The sequence below is a fragment of the Pseudomonas sp. FIP_A4 genome (genome assembly GCF_036701605.1).
Taxonomy (GTDB): domain Bacteria; phylum Pseudomonadota; class Gammaproteobacteria; order Pseudomonadales; family Pseudomonadaceae; genus Stutzerimonas; species Stutzerimonas phenolilytica.
Window position 1 is genome coordinate 295953 of record NZ_JAYDXP010000122.1, and the last position, 16069, is coordinate 312021.

At 62.4% G+C, this 16069-nt stretch carries 18 protein-coding genes; 5 read left to right on the forward strand and 13 right to left on the reverse strand.

What is annotated here, in order from left to right; translation table 11 throughout:
- Window positions 1-6: 6 nt before the first annotated feature.
- Window positions 7-2022 carry a TonB-dependent receptor gene (locus U8L64_RS11465; protein ID WP_333397439.1) on the reverse strand — a complete coding sequence of 672 codons (2016 nt, stop codon included), beginning with the start codon at window positions 2020-2022 and terminating at the stop codon, window positions 7-9.
- 223 nt (window positions 2023-2245) lie between these two features.
- Here U8L64_RS11465 and U8L64_RS11470 point away from each other — a divergent pair, with 223 nt between their 5' ends.
- From U8L64_RS11470 to cmoB, 5 genes are all read left to right on the forward strand, one after another.
- Window positions 2246-2470, forward strand: coding sequence for a DUF3203 family protein (locus U8L64_RS11470; protein ID WP_043295949.1), 225 nt, complete (start codon window positions 2246-2248; stop codon window positions 2468-2470).
- A 73-nt stretch (window positions 2471-2543) separates the two neighbouring features.
- Entirely contained in the window at window positions 2544-2948 is a 405-nt protein-coding gene (locus tag U8L64_RS11475; protein ID WP_043295948.1) for a protease inhibitor I42 family protein, read from the forward strand.
- A 111-nt stretch (window positions 2949-3059) separates the two neighbouring features.
- Complete coding sequence (locus U8L64_RS11480) at window positions 3060-3629, forward strand: hypothetical protein (RefSeq protein WP_008566773.1); 570 nt, start codon at window positions 3060-3062, stop codon at window positions 3627-3629.
- Window positions 3630-3691: 62 nt separating this feature from the next.
- Window positions 3692-4435 (forward strand): carboxy-S-adenosyl-L-methionine synthase CmoA, encoded by a 744-nt coding sequence (cmoA, locus tag U8L64_RS11485; protein ID WP_043295947.1) that lies wholly within the window; start codon window positions 3692-3694, stop codon window positions 4433-4435.
- Entirely contained in the window at window positions 4432-5394 is a 963-nt protein-coding gene (gene cmoB / locus U8L64_RS11490) for a tRNA 5-methoxyuridine(34)/uridine 5-oxyacetic acid(34) synthase CmoB (RefSeq protein ID WP_043295946.1), read from the forward strand. The genes cmoA and cmoB overlap by 4 nt, the downstream gene beginning before the upstream one ends.
- A 42-nt stretch (window positions 5395-5436) precedes the next feature.
- Here cmoB and pdxJ read toward each other — a convergent pair whose 3' ends face one another.
- The 12 genes from pdxJ to rpoE all read right to left on the reverse strand — a co-directional run bounded on the left by pdxJ (window position 5437) and on the right by rpoE (window position 15882).
- Window positions 5437-6183: a pyridoxine 5'-phosphate synthase gene (gene pdxJ, locus U8L64_RS11495; RefSeq protein WP_043295945.1), complete on the reverse strand. Its 747-nt coding sequence runs from the start codon at window positions 6181-6183 to the stop codon at window positions 5437-5439.
- On the reverse strand, window positions 6176-6877 hold the full coding sequence (recO, locus tag U8L64_RS11500; protein ID WP_333397450.1) for a DNA repair protein RecO: 702 nt from the start codon (window positions 6875-6877) through the stop codon (window positions 6176-6178). Before recO ends, pdxJ begins: the two co-directional genes overlap by 8 nt.
- 69 nt (window positions 6878-6946) lie before the next feature.
- On the reverse strand, window positions 6947-7858 hold the full coding sequence (era, locus tag U8L64_RS11505) for a GTPase Era (RefSeq protein ID WP_043295943.1): 912 nt from the start codon (window positions 7856-7858) through the stop codon (window positions 6947-6949).
- Window positions 7851-8540: a ribonuclease III gene (gene rnc, locus U8L64_RS11510; protein WP_043295942.1), complete on the reverse strand. Its 690-nt coding sequence runs from the start codon at window positions 8538-8540 to the stop codon at window positions 7851-7853. Before rnc ends, era begins: the two co-directional genes overlap by 8 nt.
- Window positions 8537-8914 carry a DUF4845 domain-containing protein gene (locus U8L64_RS11515; protein WP_054093690.1) on the reverse strand — a complete coding sequence of 126 codons (378 nt, stop codon included), beginning with the start codon at window positions 8912-8914 and terminating at the stop codon, window positions 8537-8539. The genes rnc and U8L64_RS11515 overlap by 4 nt, the downstream gene beginning before the upstream one ends.
- Window positions 8915-9004: 90 nt before the next feature.
- Entirely contained in the window at window positions 9005-9859 is an 855-nt protein-coding gene (gene lepB / locus U8L64_RS11520; RefSeq protein ID WP_043295940.1) for a signal peptidase I, read from the reverse strand.
- Window position 9860: 1 nt separating this feature from the next.
- Window positions 9861-11660: a translation elongation factor 4 gene (lepA, locus tag U8L64_RS11525; protein ID WP_043295939.1), complete on the reverse strand. Its 1800-nt coding sequence runs from the start codon at window positions 11658-11660 to the stop codon at window positions 9861-9863.
- Window positions 11661-11835: 175 nt separating this feature from the next.
- Window positions 11836-13245: a DegQ family serine endoprotease gene (locus tag U8L64_RS11530; protein WP_333397457.1), complete on the reverse strand. Its 1410-nt coding sequence runs from the start codon at window positions 13243-13245 to the stop codon at window positions 11836-11838.
- Window positions 13246-13279: 34 nt separating this feature from the next.
- Window positions 13280-13735 carry a SoxR reducing system RseC family protein gene (locus tag U8L64_RS11535; RefSeq protein ID WP_043295937.1) on the reverse strand — a complete coding sequence of 152 codons (456 nt, stop codon included), beginning with the start codon at window positions 13733-13735 and terminating at the stop codon, window positions 13280-13282.
- Entirely contained in the window at window positions 13732-14664 is a 933-nt protein-coding gene (locus U8L64_RS11540) for a MucB/RseB C-terminal domain-containing protein (protein ID WP_054093688.1), read from the reverse strand. Before U8L64_RS11540 ends, U8L64_RS11535 begins: the two co-directional genes overlap by 4 nt.
- An 8-nt stretch (window positions 14665-14672) precedes the next feature.
- Complete coding sequence (locus U8L64_RS11545) at window positions 14673-15269, reverse strand: sigma-E factor negative regulatory protein (RefSeq protein WP_043295935.1); 597 nt, start codon at window positions 15267-15269, stop codon at window positions 14673-14675.
- 31 nt (window positions 15270-15300) lie between these two features.
- Window positions 15301-15882, reverse strand: a complete 582-nt coding sequence (gene rpoE / locus U8L64_RS11550) for an RNA polymerase sigma factor RpoE (protein WP_008566789.1) — start codon at window positions 15880-15882, stop codon at window positions 15301-15303.
- Window positions 15883-16069: the final 187 nt, after the last annotated feature.

Consider the following 16069-nt stretch of genomic DNA (forward strand, 5'->3'; position numbering starts at 1 on the left):
CGAAGATCAGAATGCCAGCCGCACGCCCACGGTCAGGTTGCGGCCCGGCAACAGCACCTCGTCCTTGATGAAGGAGGTGTGCTGACGCGCCTTCTCATCGAGCAGGTTGTTGGCCTTCAGATAGAGCAGGTAGTCGGTCTGGTCTAGCGAGCCGCTGTAACCCAGGCTGGCGCCGAGCATGTTGTAGCCGCCGGTTTCGCTTTCGTAATCGGCCAGTTCGTCCTGTCGCTGCACGCGGTAGAACTCCAGCTGGCCGCTGAGCGCAGGGGTGAAGCTCTGGTCCAACCGCACGCCGAGGCGGTCGGCCGGAATGCGCGGCAGGTCGCCGCCACCATCGCGCAACTTGCCGCGCACATGGTCGCCGAACAGGGTGAAGGCGGTGGCATCGGTGGCCTGAAAACGCACCTCGCCTTCGGCGCCGGTAAGCACCGCATCCTGCTGGCGGTATTCGATTTCACGGTAGCCGCCGCCGATATCGTGGCCGGTGTCCGCGGCATAGATAAAGTCATCCACCTGATTACGGAACAGGCTGAAGCTGAAGGTGGTGCGCCCGGCGAATTTGCGCAGAGTGAGCTCGGCGTTGTGCGAGGTTTCCTCTTCCAGATCGAGATTACCCAGCTCGACGGTACGCGTGGCGGCATGCGGGCCGTTGGCGTACAGCTCCTCGGCGCTGGGCAGACGCTGCGAGCGCGACAGCGAGAAGCCCAGCGAGTACTGCGGGGTGAACGTCCACACCGCGCCGGCGGACATGGACGTGCCGCGGTGATCGGTATCCGGGCGGCCCTCGGCGTCGATGTCCTGCCATTCGTGACGCAGACCGAGCTCGTAACGCCAGGCCCCGGCGGTGTACTCCTCGAGCAGGAACAGGCCGTGGTTGCGCGTCAGCGTCTGCGGTATGTAGGCCTCCTCGCCGAGCGCCTCGAAGTCACGCCGCAGGGCCTGCGCGCCGAGCACACCGCGCCAGCCGAACAGCGGTTGGTGCGTGAGCTCCAGGCGCGCATCGGTGGCGTCATTGGTGAAACGGGTGCCCACTTCGCCGCCTTCGATCTCCTCGTGCTGATAGTTGCTGTGACCGACGCGCAGGCGTGCCAGCGCGAAGCCCGGCAGCGGGTCGCTGAGCTCGCCACGCAGGTCCCAACGTTTCTGCCGCATGTCGACGTAGGGCACCGCGCCTTCGTGATCATGGTCGTGCTCGTCGTCATGATCGTCATGGCCGCCGCAGTGCCAATCGCTGCCGTGGGTGTGACAGTCGGCATGCTCGTGAGCCAGCAGCCCGTAGCGGTTGTTCTGTTCGCCGTAGGCCGCGCCCAGATAGCCGCGCTCGCCGATGTAGCTGGCGCCCAGGGTGAAGCTGTCGGTGTCGTTGTAGGAGCCGGCCTGCTTGTTAGGCGATCCGGGTATCTCGTACTCGTCGGCCTGGCGCTTGGTGCCTTCGGCGCGCACGGCGAAGTTGCCGCTGCCAGCAGTGATGCCGAACACACCTGCACCTTCGTTTGCCACGCTGTTGGCGCGCAGTTCGAGCGCGCCTTCGTAGCCTTTCTCCGGGACGTAGATCGGAATCTTCCGGTCGATAACGTTGACCACGCCGCCGATGGCACCACCGCCGTACAGCAACGCAGCCGGCCCCTTGAGCACCTCGATTCGCTCGGCCAGCAGCGGTTCGCTGGACACCGCATGGTCGGGGCTGATGGTCGATGCATCGAGCAGCTCCACACCATCGCTCAGTACCTTGACTCGCGCGCCATCCAGCCCGCGAATCACCGGCCGGCCCACACCGGCGCCGAAGCTGCTGGAACGCACGCCGGGCAGGCTTTCCAACGTTTCACCGAGGGTCGCCTCGCGGCGCAGCACCAGTTCGTCACCCTCCATGACCGCGGCCGGCGTGGTCATCTCGTGGCTCTGTCTATCCAGCCCGCTGGCGCTCACCACCACCGGTTGCAGTTCGAGCGGATCGGCACCCCAAACGGACGCCGGCAGCGCCAGACCGATAGCCCAGGCCAGAGGGTGAAGCTTCGATTTCATGTGACTCTCCATACTGTGACGGTTGCTTGCAGAACCGCGAAAAGACGACACGCCGGCTCTTCCAATAGGCAGGCGCGTTGGTGTGGGCGGGAGAATCTAACATGTTATATCGTAACAACTCAGCATCTTTTTCCCTGACACATACAACCCGGCGCCGGGATCCACGGTCCGAAGAGAAACAGCCACGGTCCAATGCATCACCGGTCACCTGAGGAGACCCGATATGAGCGTTCAAATCGACACTACCAGCGGCACTTGCACCGCCGTGATCGCCGGCCACACGCACCGCTGCGCCATCGCCGATGCCCGTATCAGCACCGATCCGCAGGCGCGCATGTCGGTCCTGCACATCGACGGCACCAGCATCCATGTGCCCGAAGAACAGGCCGAACATCTGATCGCCGCAGGCGCAAAAGACGACCGCGCCAATCTGATCGCCGACGACTGACCCAGCGGCAGGGGGCTTGGGGCTGCATCGGCAGGACGGCTATCCTTGGCACCTCCATGTAACCGGTGCGTCCATGTCCTTTCTCCGTCGTGCATTCGTTCCCACCGCCGCGCTGCTGCTCAGCGCCTGCGCGCAGCAAGCACCCAGCACGTTGACGCTGGAGAACCATCCGAGCCACTGCCAGCCGCTGCGATTGAGCGCCGGCCAGGAGTTCAACCTGCGTCTGCCGAGCAACCCCACCACCGGTTTTCGCTGGACCGTGCGTGCCGACGGCGCGCCGCAGCTCAAACTGCTAGGTCCCGAGGTGTACACCGTGCCCGAGGACGCGGGCCTGGTGGGTAGCGCGGGCGTATCGACCTGGCGCTTCCGCGCTGTGACGCCTGGAGAGGCCCTGCTCGCCCTCGATTACGCCCGACCGTGGGAGATCGGTGTCGCCCCGGCCCGAACGCTGGACTGCCGCATCCACGTCAGCCAGTAGCCTGCCGCGCCAGACCATTACAGCCGTAAACCCCCCCGCTTCCGCCCGGCAGAAATCCTGAAAATCGCCTATACCAAACACAGGGATCGTCAGCTGTCGGGGGGAAGGGAAATGGACGGCTTCAGAGCGTACCCACTGTGCTGCGCACTGGCCCTGCTGGCCGGTTGCGGCAACCTGCTACCCAGCGAGCGAGCAGAGGTCAGTTCGACCTTCCGCGATTATCTGGACGCCGAAACCAGCTTCGAGCGCGCCATTCCCGGACGCACCACGCGCAGCGAGCTGTTCACCCTCGGCTTCGATCCGCAGCAAGGGGGCAATGGCCGTATCCTCTCGTTCCTCGACGTGCGCATGCTGTTCGTGCAGCCGAACATTCCCATCGACTACCTGCCGGACAGCCTGGTCCGCTGTCTGGAGGCCAAGGAGCGCTGTAACGGCTACGCCTTCGAGTTCACCCAGACAGACAGCCAGCGCGTCGGCAGCTTCTGGGCGGACGTGCTGAATTTCCGCAAGAATCGTCAGGTGCAAGGCTGGAATCTGCGTGCCGTGTTCGTTCTGGTGGACGACGTGCTGGTTCACAAGGTGAGCAACGGCGAACCGCAGATCCGCCGCTATCAGGTCCAACGCAACCCGTTGGGGCCGCTGCAGGGTGCCGGGGAGTTTCTTTCCGATCAGCTGAAATGAGCGAACGGGCGCTGCACTTGAGCTAAAATGCGCGCCTTTTTTGCTTCGCCCGGAAGGCAGCCGTGACGCAACTCCCCGACCGCATCTACGCCACCCCTCAGGCGCGGGTCGCTGATTTCGTGTTCAACGAGGACGTGGTGCGCGTCTTCCCCGACATGATCAAGCGCTCGGTGCCCGGCTATCCGGCGATCGTCGAGAACATCGGCGTGATCGCCGCGCAGTTCGCCCAGCCAAACACATGTCTGTACGACCTGGGCTGCTCGCTGGGCGCGGTAACCCAGGCGCTGCGCCGCCATGTGAAGGCCGACAACTGCCGGGTGCTGGCCGTGGACAACTCCGCGGCCATGGTCGAGCGCTGCCGCGAGTATCTGCATGCACAGGATTCGATGTTCCAGGAGCTGCTGCCAGTCGAGGTGATCGAACGCGACATTCTCGCGCTGGAATTTCAGCCGAGTTCGCTGGTTGCGCTGAATTTCACCCTGCAGTTCATCGCCCCCGGGCAGCGTCCCGCGCTGCTCGGCGCCATTCGCCAGACACTGATACCGGGCGGTGCGCTGATCCTCTCGGAAAAACTGCGTTTCGCCGATGAAGGCGAACAGCAGCTGCTCACCGACCTGCACATCGCCTTCAAACGCGCCAATGGCTACAGCGAACTGGAAATCGCGCAGAAGCGCAGTGCCATCGAGAACGTGATGAAGCCGGACAGCCTGGAAGTCCACCGCCAGCGCCTGCTGGATGCCGGTTTCTCCAAGGTTGTGCCTTGGTTCCAGTGTCTGAACTTTGCCTCGCTGATCGCCCTGCCATGAATCTCGACCTGACTCCCCTCGCCTGGCACCTGGCCGGTACTCCGCTGGCCGCCTGGGCCAATGGCGTGCAGCAGCAGCTGAATGCCAAGCTGGAAATCGGCCACGGCGACCTGCCGCGCTGGCGCCGCGCAGTCGACGCCCTGCCCGCGCTGACGCCTGCAACAATCGAACTGCGTGATGGCTTTTGTCTGGAGGCCAGTTGCGACGACGCCACCCGTCAGGCAACCCGCGAAGCCCTGATGGGGCTCTCGCCTTGGCGCAAGGGGCCGTTCGAGGTGTTCGGCGTGCATGTGGACACCGAGTGGCGCTCGGACTGGAAGTGGCAGCGTGTCGCGCCGCACCTGGATCTCGTCGGCAAGCGCATCCTCGATGTCGGCTGCGGCAACGGCTACTACATGTGGCGCATGCTCGGCGCCGGTGCCGACAGCGTCGTGGGCGTCGATCCCAACTGGCTGTTCTTCTGCCAGTTCCATGCGATGAAGCGTTACCTGCCAAAGCTGCCGGTGTGGCACCTGCCCTTCGCGCTGGAGGAGTTACCCGCGAAGCTCGAAGGCTTTGAGACTGTGTTCTCCATGGGCGTGCTCTATCACCGCCGCTCTCCCATCGACCACCTGCTCGATCTGAAAGATTGTCTGATCCGGGGCGGCGAGCTGGTGCTGGAGACACTGGTGGTCGACGGCGACGAAAACACCGCGCTGGTGCCCGAGGACCGTTACGCGCAGATGCGCAACGTCTGGTTTCTGCCCTCGGTGTCCGCGCTGGAACTCTGGCTGCGCCGGGCCGGCTTCGTCGACGTGCGTTGCGTGGATGTCAGCGTGACCCGCGTCGAAGAACAGCGCAGCACCGAATGGATGCGCTACCAGTCGCTTCCCGACTTCCTCGATCCGCAGGACCATGGCAGAACCCTGGAGGGACTGCCGGCGCCCATGCGCGCCGTGTTGCTGGCGCGCAAGCCGTAGACGGAAAACGAGCGACGCGCTTTTCCACCGCTGCGCACCGCCTCACCCCCGCGCGGCAGCCGCAAGTATCAACTGCTTCATTTCCGCTACCGCCTGCTTGAACCCGACGAACAGCGCATGCGCGACGATGGCATGGCCGATGTTCAGCTCGTTGATCCCGCGGATCGCGGCGATTGCCTCGGTGTTGTGATAATGCAGCCCGTGCCCGGCATTGACGATCAGTCCGTGGCTGAGCCCAGCCTCGACGCCTTCCCGGATGCGCGCCAGCTCGCAGGCGCGCTCGGCTGCGCCGTGCGCGTCGGCATAGCGGCCGGTGTGCAATTCGATTGCTGGTGCGCCGATGCGCGCCGCCGCCTCGATCTGCCTCGGCTCGGCATCGATGAACAGCGAAACCTCAGCGCCGCAGGCGTGCAAGCGCTCAACCGCGGCACGGATGCGCGCTTCTTGGCCAGCGACATCCAACCCACCTTCGGTCGTTAGCTCCTGGCGGGTTTCCGGCACCAGACAGACATGCTCCGGGCGCAGCTGCTCGGCAAAGGCGAGCATGGCTTCGGTGACGCCCATCTCGAAGTTCATCCGCGTCTGCAGAACGTCCTTCATCAGCAACACGTCACGTTCCTGGATATGCCGACGGTCCTCGCGCAGATGCACGGTGATGCCGTCTGCCCCGGCTTCTTCGGCATCCAGCGCCGCCTTGACCGGATCCGGGTAACGCGTGCCACGCGCTTGGCGCAACGTAGCAATATGATCGACGTTGACGCCGAGCAGAATTCGATTGGCTTCAGCCACGCGGGGCCTCCTTCAGATTCATGAACAGTTCGCGGCTGACCAACGGTCGACCGCCCAGATGCGGTGCCAGCGCCTGGCGCATCAGTCGCTTGGCGGCCGCGAGCGCACCGGACACCTGCCAATCGGCCTCGGCCATCGCCAGCAACTCGGCTCCGCTGAACAACCCTGGCTGGAACGACTCGACCGGTTCGAGCCCGGCGTCGGGCAGCAGCCGGTAGAGACGCTGCGGCTCGATCGGCCGGCCAGCGATATCGGTCTCGAGGGCGAAACCATAGCCCAGCTCGCCGAGCAGACGCCATTCGAACGCTCGCAGCAACGGTTCCAGCGGCCGGTGCGCCGCCAGCGCCGGCAGCGTGGCCACGTAATGCTGGAACAGCGCCGGATGGGCATCTTCGGCTGGCAGCAAGCGGATCAGCAATTCGTTGAGGTACAGCCCGCCGAACAACGCCTGACCATCGAGCCAGTGCGCCGGCCCGGCCCCTTCGAGGCGAGCGATGGTCTTGAGGTCGGATTTGCCACGCAGTTCCACCTCCAGCGAGACGAACGGGCGAATCATGCTGCCGGCCTTGCCACGGGCCGCGCGCATGACCGCGCGCAGCCTTCCCTGGGGCGTGAGCAGATCGACCAGCGCGCTGCTTTCCTTGTAGGGACGGCTGTGCAGAACGAAGGCAGGTTGGGGAGAGGTGAAATCCATCGGTCGGTGACGCTCGAGTCGAGCGGCAGCGGGCGCGCCTGCCGCGGGCGGAGGCTGGTCGCTACGGCGTCAGTTATAACCCAGCGAATGCAGCGCGCGCTCGTCGTCGGACCAGCCGCCTTTCACCTTGACCCACAGGTTGAGCATGACCTTGGAGTCGAACAGCACCTCCATGTCCTTGCGCGCTTCCTGGCCGATGCGTTTGATGCGCTCGCCCTTGTCGCCGATGATGATCTTCTTTTGTCCGTCGCGCTCCACCAGAATGAGCGCATGGATGTGCAGTACGGGACCTTCCTGCTTGAAGTCCTCGATCTCCACGGTGATCTGGTACGGCACCTCGGCGCCGAGCTGACGCATGATCTTCTCGCGCACCAGTTCAGCGGCAAGGAAGCGGCTGCTGCGATCGGTGATCTGATCTTCCGGGAAAAAGTGCTCGCTCTCCGGTAGACGCTCGGCTACGAGTTGCTCCAGCGTTTCAAGGTTCTGTCCGTGCTGTGCGGAAATCGGCACGATCTCGGCGTTCGGCAGCTGCTCGGCGAGCCAGCGCAGGTGCGGCAGCAGCTCGGCCTTGTCCTCGATACGGTCGGTCTTGTTCACTGCGACGATCAGCGGCCCGGTGACGTACTGTACCCGCTCGAGCACAGCCTGATCCTCGTCGGTCCAGCGCGTGCGGTCGACAACGAAGATGACCACGTCGACATCCTTCAGCGCCGAGGCGGCAGTACGGTTCATGTAGCGATTGAGCGCCGTCTCACCGTTCTTGTGCAGACCGGGGGTATCAACGTAGACCGCCTGCACGGCACCCTCCGTCTTGATCCCGAGCATGTTGTGGCGGGTGGTCTGCGGCTTGCGCGAAGTGATCGCCAATTTCTGCCCGAGGATGTGGTTCAGCAGCGTCGACTTGCCGACGTTCGGCCGCCCGACAATGGCTACATAACCACAACGACTGACATCTTCCGATTGCAGCTGCTGGTCAGTCATTTCCGTTCTCCACGCCGAGGGCGATCAGTGCGGCTGCCGCGGCAACCTGTTCAGCGATGCGGCGACTGGCGCCCTGTCCGCGCGTCTTGTCCACCAGCAGCGCCACCTGGCATTCCACGTAAAACGTTCGGCAGTGCGGCTCTCCCTGGATATCCACCACCTCGTAGCGCGGCAGCTCGCAGGCGCGGGATTGCAGGAACTCCTGCAGTCGCGTTTTCGGATCCTTGTTGGTATCGACCAAGGTTAGACCCTGCAACTCGTTGGCCAGCCAGGCGAGAACGCGCTCGCGCGCGGCCTCCATGCCGGCATCCAGGTAGATGGCACCGATCAATGCTTCGAGCGTATCGGCAAGAATGGATTCACGGCGAAAACCACCGCTCTTGAGCTCGCCAGAGCCCAGCCTGAGGTGGTCGCCGAGCTCGAAACCACGCGCCAGCACCGCCAGGGTCTCGCCTTTCACCAGTCGCGCCCGCAGGCGCGATAGCTGGCCTTCCCGCGCCTGGGTGAAGTGATGAAACAGCGCTTCGCCAGCGATGAAGTTGAGGATCGCATCACCAAGAAACTCCAGGCGCTCGTTATTGCGCCCGGCGTAGCTGCGATGGGTCAGCGCCAGGAGCATCAGCTCCTGATCCTTGAATTGGTAGCCGAGCTTGCGCTCGAGGCGGGCTAGCGAAGTGCTCACGGCATCCTTAGGCGATAGTGTTTGTCGAAGTTGGCCACCAGATCGAGATTGCGGATCAGCGGCTCGCGTTTTTCGTACTTCAGGTGCGCTCGGAATTCGTTTTCCTGGATCTCGACCTTGAGCACTTCTTTCAGATTGACGTCCTGAATACCGTTGACCTGCATGCCCTTGCTGACATGAGTATAGAACTCGCCCACGCTGCGGACTTCCGCTGCCGTATCGGTTTCCACGGACTGGATGATCTTGTCCATGGACATGTAGTCAAAGTAGTGAGGAAGCATCTTGAATGCCGTGCTGGCCAGAAATGCTACCAGCGCCAGCACCATGATCCAGCTGAGCATGGACAGCCCTTTTTGCGAATGCGCAAAGCTCATGTCGACCTCTATGTCGTTGCGATACCCACCGATCGGGGCAGCGCCACTATAAACAGCCATGCTGCTGGCGCGGAGGCCATAATTCACAGCTTAGTGAATCAGCCCCACGCGGGAGAAATGCGGCAGGTTGCTGAACTTTGGATCCGGCCAGCTCATCCACACCGCGAATGCCTTACCGACGATATTGCGATCCGGCACCATTCCGGCCAATGTCGTGGGGATCGCATCATCCTGCCAATAGCGACTGTCATTCGAATTATCGCGATTGTCGCCCATCATGAAGTAATGGCCTTGCGGGACCGTCCATTGGCGGCTGGGCTCCATCCGATATCGCCCCATTTCCTTACGGATCAGATGCTCTACCTCGCCCAGTTTCTCGCGATACAGGCGCGCACTGCCCAGACTGCCCGGCTCGTCGCCAATCAATGTCTCGGCCACGAGCTGATCGTTGACGTACAGCCGACGTTCACTGCTGTAGCGAATCACGTCGCCCGGCAAGCCGACCACCCGCTTGATGTAGTTGACGTTCGGATCGCTCGGATAGCGGAACACCATGACGTCGCCACGCTGCGGGTCGCTTACCTCGACGATCTTGGTATCAACCACCGGAAGGCGAATGCCATAGGCAAACTTGTTGACCAGAATGAAATCGCCCACTTCCAGTGTCGGCTTCATCGATCCCGAGGGAATCTGAAACGGCTCGACCAGAAACGAGCGCAGCACCAACACGATCGCCAGCACGGGGAAGAACGATTTGCCGTACTCGATCAGTACCGGCTCGCGGCTGAGCGCTTCGAGCGTAGCCGAATCGATCGCACCATTGCGCCCCTCATAACTGGCGATGGCGGCGCGACGCCTGGGCGCGAAGAACAGCAGGTCGCTCAGCGCCAGCAGCCCACAGACAATGACCGCAAGGACCAGCACCAGCGGGAAATTGATCGACATATCAGCTATCTACCTTCAGTACCGCGAGGAACGCCTCTTGTGGAATCTCCACGCTGCCGACCTGCTTCATGCGCTTCTTGCCCGCCTTCTGCTTCTCCAGCAGCTTGCGCTTGCGGCTGACGTCACCGCCATAGCACTTGGCGAGGACGTTCTTCCGAAGCGCCTTGACCGTCGAGCGCGCGATCACCTGCCCGCCGATGGCCGCCTGAATCGCCACGTCGAACATCTGCCGTGGGATCAGTTCCTTCATCTTCTCCACCAGCTGGCGCCCCTTGTACGCCGCGTTGTCGCGGTGGACGATCAGCGCCAGCGCATCGACTCGCTCGCCGTTGATGAGTACGTCCAGACGCACCAGATTGGCCGGCTGGAAGCGGTCGAAACCGTAATCCAGCGAGGCATAGCCGCGGCTGGCCGACTTCAGGCGGTCGAAGAAATCCATCACCACCTCGTTCATCGGCAGGTCATAACTGACCTGCACCTGGCTGCCGAGGAAATGCATGTCGCGCTGCACGCCGCGCTTCTCGATGCACAGGGTGATCACACTGCCCAGGTGGTCCTGCGGCACGAGGATGTTGGCGCGGCAGATCGGCTCGCGCATCTCGGCAATCGAGGCCAGATCAGGCAGCTTGGATGGGTTGTCGACGTAGACGGTGTCGCCGTTCTTCAGCACCACCTCGAACACTACCGTCGGTGCGGTGGTGATCAGATCCAGGTCGTACTCGCGCTCCAGGCGCTCCTGAATGATCTCCATATGCAGCATGCCAAGGAAACCAATACGGAAGCCGAAACCCAGCGCGTCGGAGCTTTCCGGCTCGTACTGCAGCGCGGCGTCGTTGAGCGTCAGTTTCTCCAAGGCGTCGCGAAAGTCTTCGAAATCATCCGAGCTGACGGGGAACAGGCCGGCATAGACCTGTGGCTTGACCCGCTTGAAACCCGGCAGCACCTCGACATCCGGGGTCGTGGACAGGGTCAGGGTGTCGCCCACCGGGGCGCCCTGGATGTCCTTGATGCCGGCGATGATGAAGCCCACCTCGCCAGCCTTGAGATCGGCGGTAGCAGTGTGCTTCGGAGTAAAGACGCCAACACTGTCGACCTGATGGATCTTGCCGGTCGACTTGACGAGGATCTTGTCGCCTTTCTTCACTCGCCCGTGGCGCACGCGGACCAGGGACACTACGCCGAGATAGTTGTCGAACCAGGAGTCGATGATCAGCGCCTGCAATGGCGCCTCGATATCTCCCTCGGGCGGCGGGATGATCTGCACAAGGCGCTCCAGCACATCCTCCACCCCCATGCCGCTCTTGGCGCTGCAGGCCACGGCGTCGGTGGCGTCAATACCAATGACGTGCTCGATCTCTTCCTTGACCCGCTCCGGCTCGGCCTGGGGCAAGTCCATCTTGTTCAGCACCGGCATGACCTCGAGGCCTTGCTCGATGGCTGTGTAGCAGTTGGCCACCGACTGCGCCTCGACGCCCTGACCAGCGTCCACCACGAGCAGCGCGCCCTCACAGGCCGCCAGCGAGCGGCTGACTTCATAGGTGAAGTCGACGTGACCAGGGGTGTCGATGAAGTTCAGCTGGTAGGTTTTGCCGTCCTGCGCTTTGTAGTGCAGAGTCACGCTGTGCGCCTTGATCGTGATGCCGCGCTCGCGCTCGAGATCCATGGAATCGAGGACCTGAGCCTCCATCTCGCGTTCGGACAGGCCGCCGCAGATCTGAATGAACCGATCGGCCAGGGTCGACTTGCCATGGTCGATGTGGGCGATGATGGAGAAGTTGCGGATATGACTCAGGTCACTCACAGCTGAACACTCGAAAAATGCCGCAGGCCGATTGCCCGCCGAAAATAGCCGCGAAGTTTAACTGATCAGCCCCGCGAGCGCCACGCGCCCAACCGGGTCGACACTCACTTGCATAACGCGGAGACAAGAAAAAGGGCGGCCATCGCCGCCCTTTTTCTTCAACATGACGCCCGCGTCATTCCGCCAATTTGAAGGTGATGAAGCTCGCGCGTCCCTGACGCAACACCCGCATCGATACCGAACGATTCTTAGGCAATTGGGCGGCCACCCGACCGAAGGTCTTGGCTGAATCGATGGCCTGGTTGTTCAGATGCGTGATCACATCCCCCGGACGCAGACCGATCATCGCAGCCGGACCATTTAGAATTTCGGTGATAACCACCCCGCCCTGCAGATCCAAGCTGGCGCGCTGCTCCGCAGTCAGCTCGGAAACCTTGACCCCCAGGCGGTTGTCGCTCTGCTCCGGCCCGGCGCCCGCCGCGGCGATTTCGTCGCCCTCTTCCGGCAGCGCACCGATCTGCACGTTGACCTCGCGCCGCTCACCCTCGCGTACGACTTCCATTCGAGCGGTACTTCCTGGCTTGAGCGCACCGACGAGGTGCGGCAGATCAGCCGACATGATGATGGGCTTACCATTCATACTCAGAATCACGTCACCCACGCGCAATCCACCGCGAGCAGCTGGGCCACCATCCATCACCTGGGCCACCAGAGCCCCGGCCGGACGCTCGAGGCCGAACGACTCCGCCAGATCCTTGTTCACTTCCTGGATGACCACGCCCAGCCACCCACGACTGACCTTGCCCTCTGTGCGCAGCTGATTGGCGACATCCATCGCCACATCGATCGGAATGGCGAAGGACAAGCCCATGAAACCGCCTGACCGGGTGAATATCTGCGAATTTATCCCGACGACTTCACCCGCGAGATTAAACAGCGGACCGCCGGAGTTGCCTGGGTTGATCGCAACATCGGTCTGAATGAACGGCACATAGCTCTCGTTCGGCAGACTGCGCCCGGTTGCGCTGACAATACCTGCGGTCACGGTGTGATCGAAGCCGAACGGCGAGCCAATCGCCAACACCCACTCGCCAACCTTGAGCGCACTGGAATCACCCAGTTTGACGGTCGGCAATCCCTCACCCTCGACTTTCAACACGGCAACATCGGTACGCGGATCGGCACCGACCAGCTTGGCTTCCAACTCACTGCGATCGGGCAGACGCACAATGATCTCGTCGGCGTCCGCAACGACATGATTGTTAGTCAGCACATAACCATCAGCTGAAATGATGAAACCCGAACCCAGCGATTGCGCCTCGCGCTGCTGGCCGCGACCGTCGGGTAATTGAGGAATACTGCGCTCGAAGAACTCCCGAAAGATCGGAGGCAAGCCCTCCAGATCGGGAATCTGCGCCGACGCGCCACGTGTCGGGAGTTTCTGCTTGGTGCTGATGTTGACCACTGCCGGGGATGCGCTCTCTACTAGCGGCGTGAAATCCGGCAGCGCCGCTTGCGCAACAACCGCCTGCCCCAGCAACGCCAGCCCCGCCAAAAAGGCGAAGCAGCTGTTTCGATTGAACATGAACTAGCCCCCACTGACGAACGAACGGAAAAACTCACTGCATGCCAGGCGAACCGGCGAGCATGGCCCGCAGTACCACGGGTTGCAGACTCGGATCGTTCGCCACGCGCCGGCTACGCAGGCGCACGATACCCCAGGCGATAACGAATCCACCCAACCCCGCCGCGATGATCCAAGGCTCGCTAGCCGACCACTGTGCCGCCGCTGCGGCGGCAATCAGCATCATGAGCAGGGGAAAAAGATAGACAAGGAGCGCCCCACGCAGCAATACGCGCTCCTCGATACCCAGCACGACGGCATCACCGACCTGCAGTTGCAGCGCCGACACCGCACGGACCAGCCCGCTTCGCTCGCGTACGTCCAGACGCTCCATCAGGCCCTGCCCGCAGCCATTTTTTGCAACGCATCCTGAACAAGTGCTGCGACGCTGCGTCTGAACCCAGACGGCGCCTGGTTCCACAGCGACAACGCGTCCCTGCTCTTCGATCATTGCGAGGCCGCGCGCATCGAAAGCGCCACGCGCTCTGCGGTTCCAAGCGGGATCTCACCCACGACAGTCACCATCACGTCGCCTTCCGGCGTGCTGATGCGCTTAGCAACCGACGCCGTCGGTCCCATCTGACTGCGAGCGTCACTGACCGTCGCGTCACCCAGCGGCTCGAGAAACACGGAAAAACTCGTCAGCCCGTCACTGTAGGACAGCCAGGAAACCGATTCGCTTGAAACTGGACTCGGCCGCACGTCCGCCCCCTGCAATACAAAACCAGGCGGTAACCAGTCGGAACGCCATGCCGTATCGACCTGATGAGGGGCGGCTTTGAGCGAGACATTTTCACATGCTGGGCCCTGACGCACTGACTGCGCATCGGCCGCGTCGGGTTCGAAACGAGTAAACTGAAACCGCTCAAGCAGCTGTCCTTTGTCGCTCAGCATGAGCGACTTGAGCGGTAGAGCCGTCTCGCGGTCGAGATGAAGCTCGAAGCTGTAACGATGCTGGTCTTTAGCCAGCACTCCCAGCGCAACCGCAGGTCGGCCGGCAACCCGGGACTCGCCCATCAGGCGAAACTCGTACCACTCCGAGAGCGCCTTTACGTCGAGGCGCCGATCATCCCAAGTGCCCTGGCGGTCGACCTGGGTCGTCAACCCGTCGGTAGCGCATTGCACCTGACCGTCGCGCCGTACAACCTCTATTGCCGGCCCGTCGAGCTGGAGCATGCGCTCCTGCAGATGCCCTTCCTCGACCCGTCGCCAGATCGCATGACTGGAAAAACTGCCATTGCGCTCGTAGACGAACGTGCCCATATAGTTCTGAGTCCGTTCCGCCTGGGCAAGCTTGCTCATCCACGTTCCGGCATCAACAGCGAAGGCCGGCATCGATAGCCAGCCTCCGAACATCACACACAGCGGTAAGACGCGCATGCTTCTCCCTAACGTTCTTCCATGCTCGCGGCACGCGCATACGGCAGTGCACCCTCTGCACCACTACCAAATGCGGCCTGCTGTGCGTGTTGACGCACGTAGGACGGCAGCCGCTCTTCGTGCCAGCGCTCCACAGGAGCCGTCTGAGCCGCCGTCTGCGCCGGCGCTTCAACCTGCCCTTCGCTGTAGCCGGCCAGAACCGCCGGGCCCTGCCCAACCTGCGGAACAGCGAGGACAGGCTGAGCAGCTTGTTGTTGTGCCATCTGCGGACCGGCAACTTCGCTCTGATTGTACAGACGAACACCCGCCAGAACGGCGACGGTAACCGAAGCCGCTACCGCCAGTCGCCCAAGGCCGCGCCAAGGCGAGCCCTGCGGTTTGACTGGCACAGCCTCGTCGGCCAGCGCTGCGGAGACGGCAGCTGCAATATCCAGGCGCGGCTCGAGCAACTCCTTGTGCATGGCAGCACGGGCAATCTGGTAGCGCGACCAGGTCGACCGCATCTCACCGTCATCACCTGCGGCGAGTACACGACGTAATTCCAACTCGTCCGCTTCGTTATCCATCACCGCGGACAGCGATTCATGCAGGGCTTCACGACTCATGGCGGTTCCTCTCTTGGCTGTCGCCGCTGTCTCAGGACTCATGCAACAAGGGTTGCAACGCTTTATCTATGGCTTCGCGCGCCCGAAAAATCCGAGAGCGCACCGTTCCTACGGGACACTGCATCACGCTCGCGATGTCCTCGTAACTAAGACCATCAAATTCACGCAACGTTAGAGCGGTGCGCAAATCTTCGGGAAGCAATTGAATGGTCCGATGTACCGTATCTTCGATTTCGTCCCGAAGCAGCGAGCGTTCGGGAGACTCGATATCCTTCAGGGCGTGATCGCCTTCGTAAAACTCGGCATCTTCGGAACTCACATCACTGTCCGGCGGACGTCTGCCACGCGCCACCAGATGGTTCTTCGCCGTGTTGATGGCGATGCGATACAGCCACGTATAGAACGCACTGTCACCGCGGAAATTTGCGAGTGCACGATAGGCTTTGATGAAAGCCTCTTGCGCCACATCTTGGGCCTCATGAGAGTCATGGACGAAACGCACGATCAGACCAAGAATCTTGTGCTGGTACTTCAGCACAAGGAGATCGAACGCTCGCTTGTCGCCCCGCTGCACTCGCTCAACCAGCTGCTGGTCCTGCTCCTGGGTCAGCATGTATACGCCTCCGTTCTACCGAAGGGGTATCGCTCACACCAGCAAACCGACCTGCCAGAATAGACACGGGCTCTACGCAAAAGTTCTCCCCCTACTAGCAAGCTATCCTGCAATACCTGACGGCGATTGCACCCTGGTGTCGCAATCGAAATTCGCGGTCTATGCCGCCCTGGTGTCCCTGGCAGAC

Bases quoted from the DNA above. Each gene is read 5' to 3' on its own strand.
- recO (WP_333397450.1), bottom strand. From the start codon at position 6,877: ATGGATTTCACCTCTCCCCAACCTGCCTTCGTTCTGCACAGCCGTCCC.
- lepB (WP_043295940.1), bottom strand. From the start codon at position 9,859: ATGTCGATCAATTTCCCGCTGGTGCTGGTCCTTGCGGTCATTGTCTGT.
- U8L64_RS11480 (WP_008566773.1), top strand. From the start codon at position 3,060: ATGGACGGCTTCAGAGCGTACCCACTGTGCTGCGCACTGGCCCTGCTG.
- rpoE (WP_008566789.1), bottom strand. From the start codon at position 15,882: ATGCTGACCCAGGAGCAGGACCAGCAGCTGGTTGAGCGAGTGCAGCGG.
- U8L64_RS11475 (WP_043295948.1), top strand. From the start codon at position 2,544: ATGTCCTTTCTCCGTCGTGCATTCGTTCCCACCGCCGCGCTGCTGCTC.
- U8L64_RS11465 (WP_333397439.1), bottom strand. From the start codon at position 2,022: ATGAAATCGAAGCTTCACCCTCTGGCCTGGGCTATCGGTCTGGCGCTG.
- U8L64_RS11535 (WP_043295937.1), bottom strand. From the start codon at position 13,735: ATGATCGAAGAGCAGGGACGCGTTGTCGCTGTGGAACCAGGCGCCGTC.
- era (WP_043295943.1), bottom strand. From the start codon at position 7,858: ATGACTGACCAGCAGCTGCAATCGGAAGATGTCAGTCGTTGTGGTTAT.
- U8L64_RS11530 (WP_333397457.1), bottom strand. From the start codon at position 13,245: ATGTTCAATCGAAACAGCTGCTTCGCCTTTTTGGCGGGGCTGGCGTTG.
- U8L64_RS11545 (WP_043295935.1), bottom strand. From the start codon at position 15,269: ATGAGTCGTGAAGCCCTGCATGAATCGCTGTCCGCGGTGATGGATAAC.
- cmoB (WP_043295946.1), top strand. From the start codon at position 4,432: ATGAATCTCGACCTGACTCCCCTCGCCTGGCACCTGGCCGGTACTCCG.
- U8L64_RS11515 (WP_054093690.1), bottom strand. From the start codon at position 8,914: ATGAGCTTTGCGCATTCGCAAAAAGGGCTGTCCATGCTCAGCTGGATC.
- U8L64_RS11540 (WP_054093688.1), bottom strand. From the start codon at position 14,664: ATGCGCGTCTTACCGCTGTGTGTGATGTTCGGAGGCTGGCTATCGATG.
- U8L64_RS11470 (WP_043295949.1), top strand. From the start codon at position 2,246: ATGAGCGTTCAAATCGACACTACCAGCGGCACTTGCACCGCCGTGATC.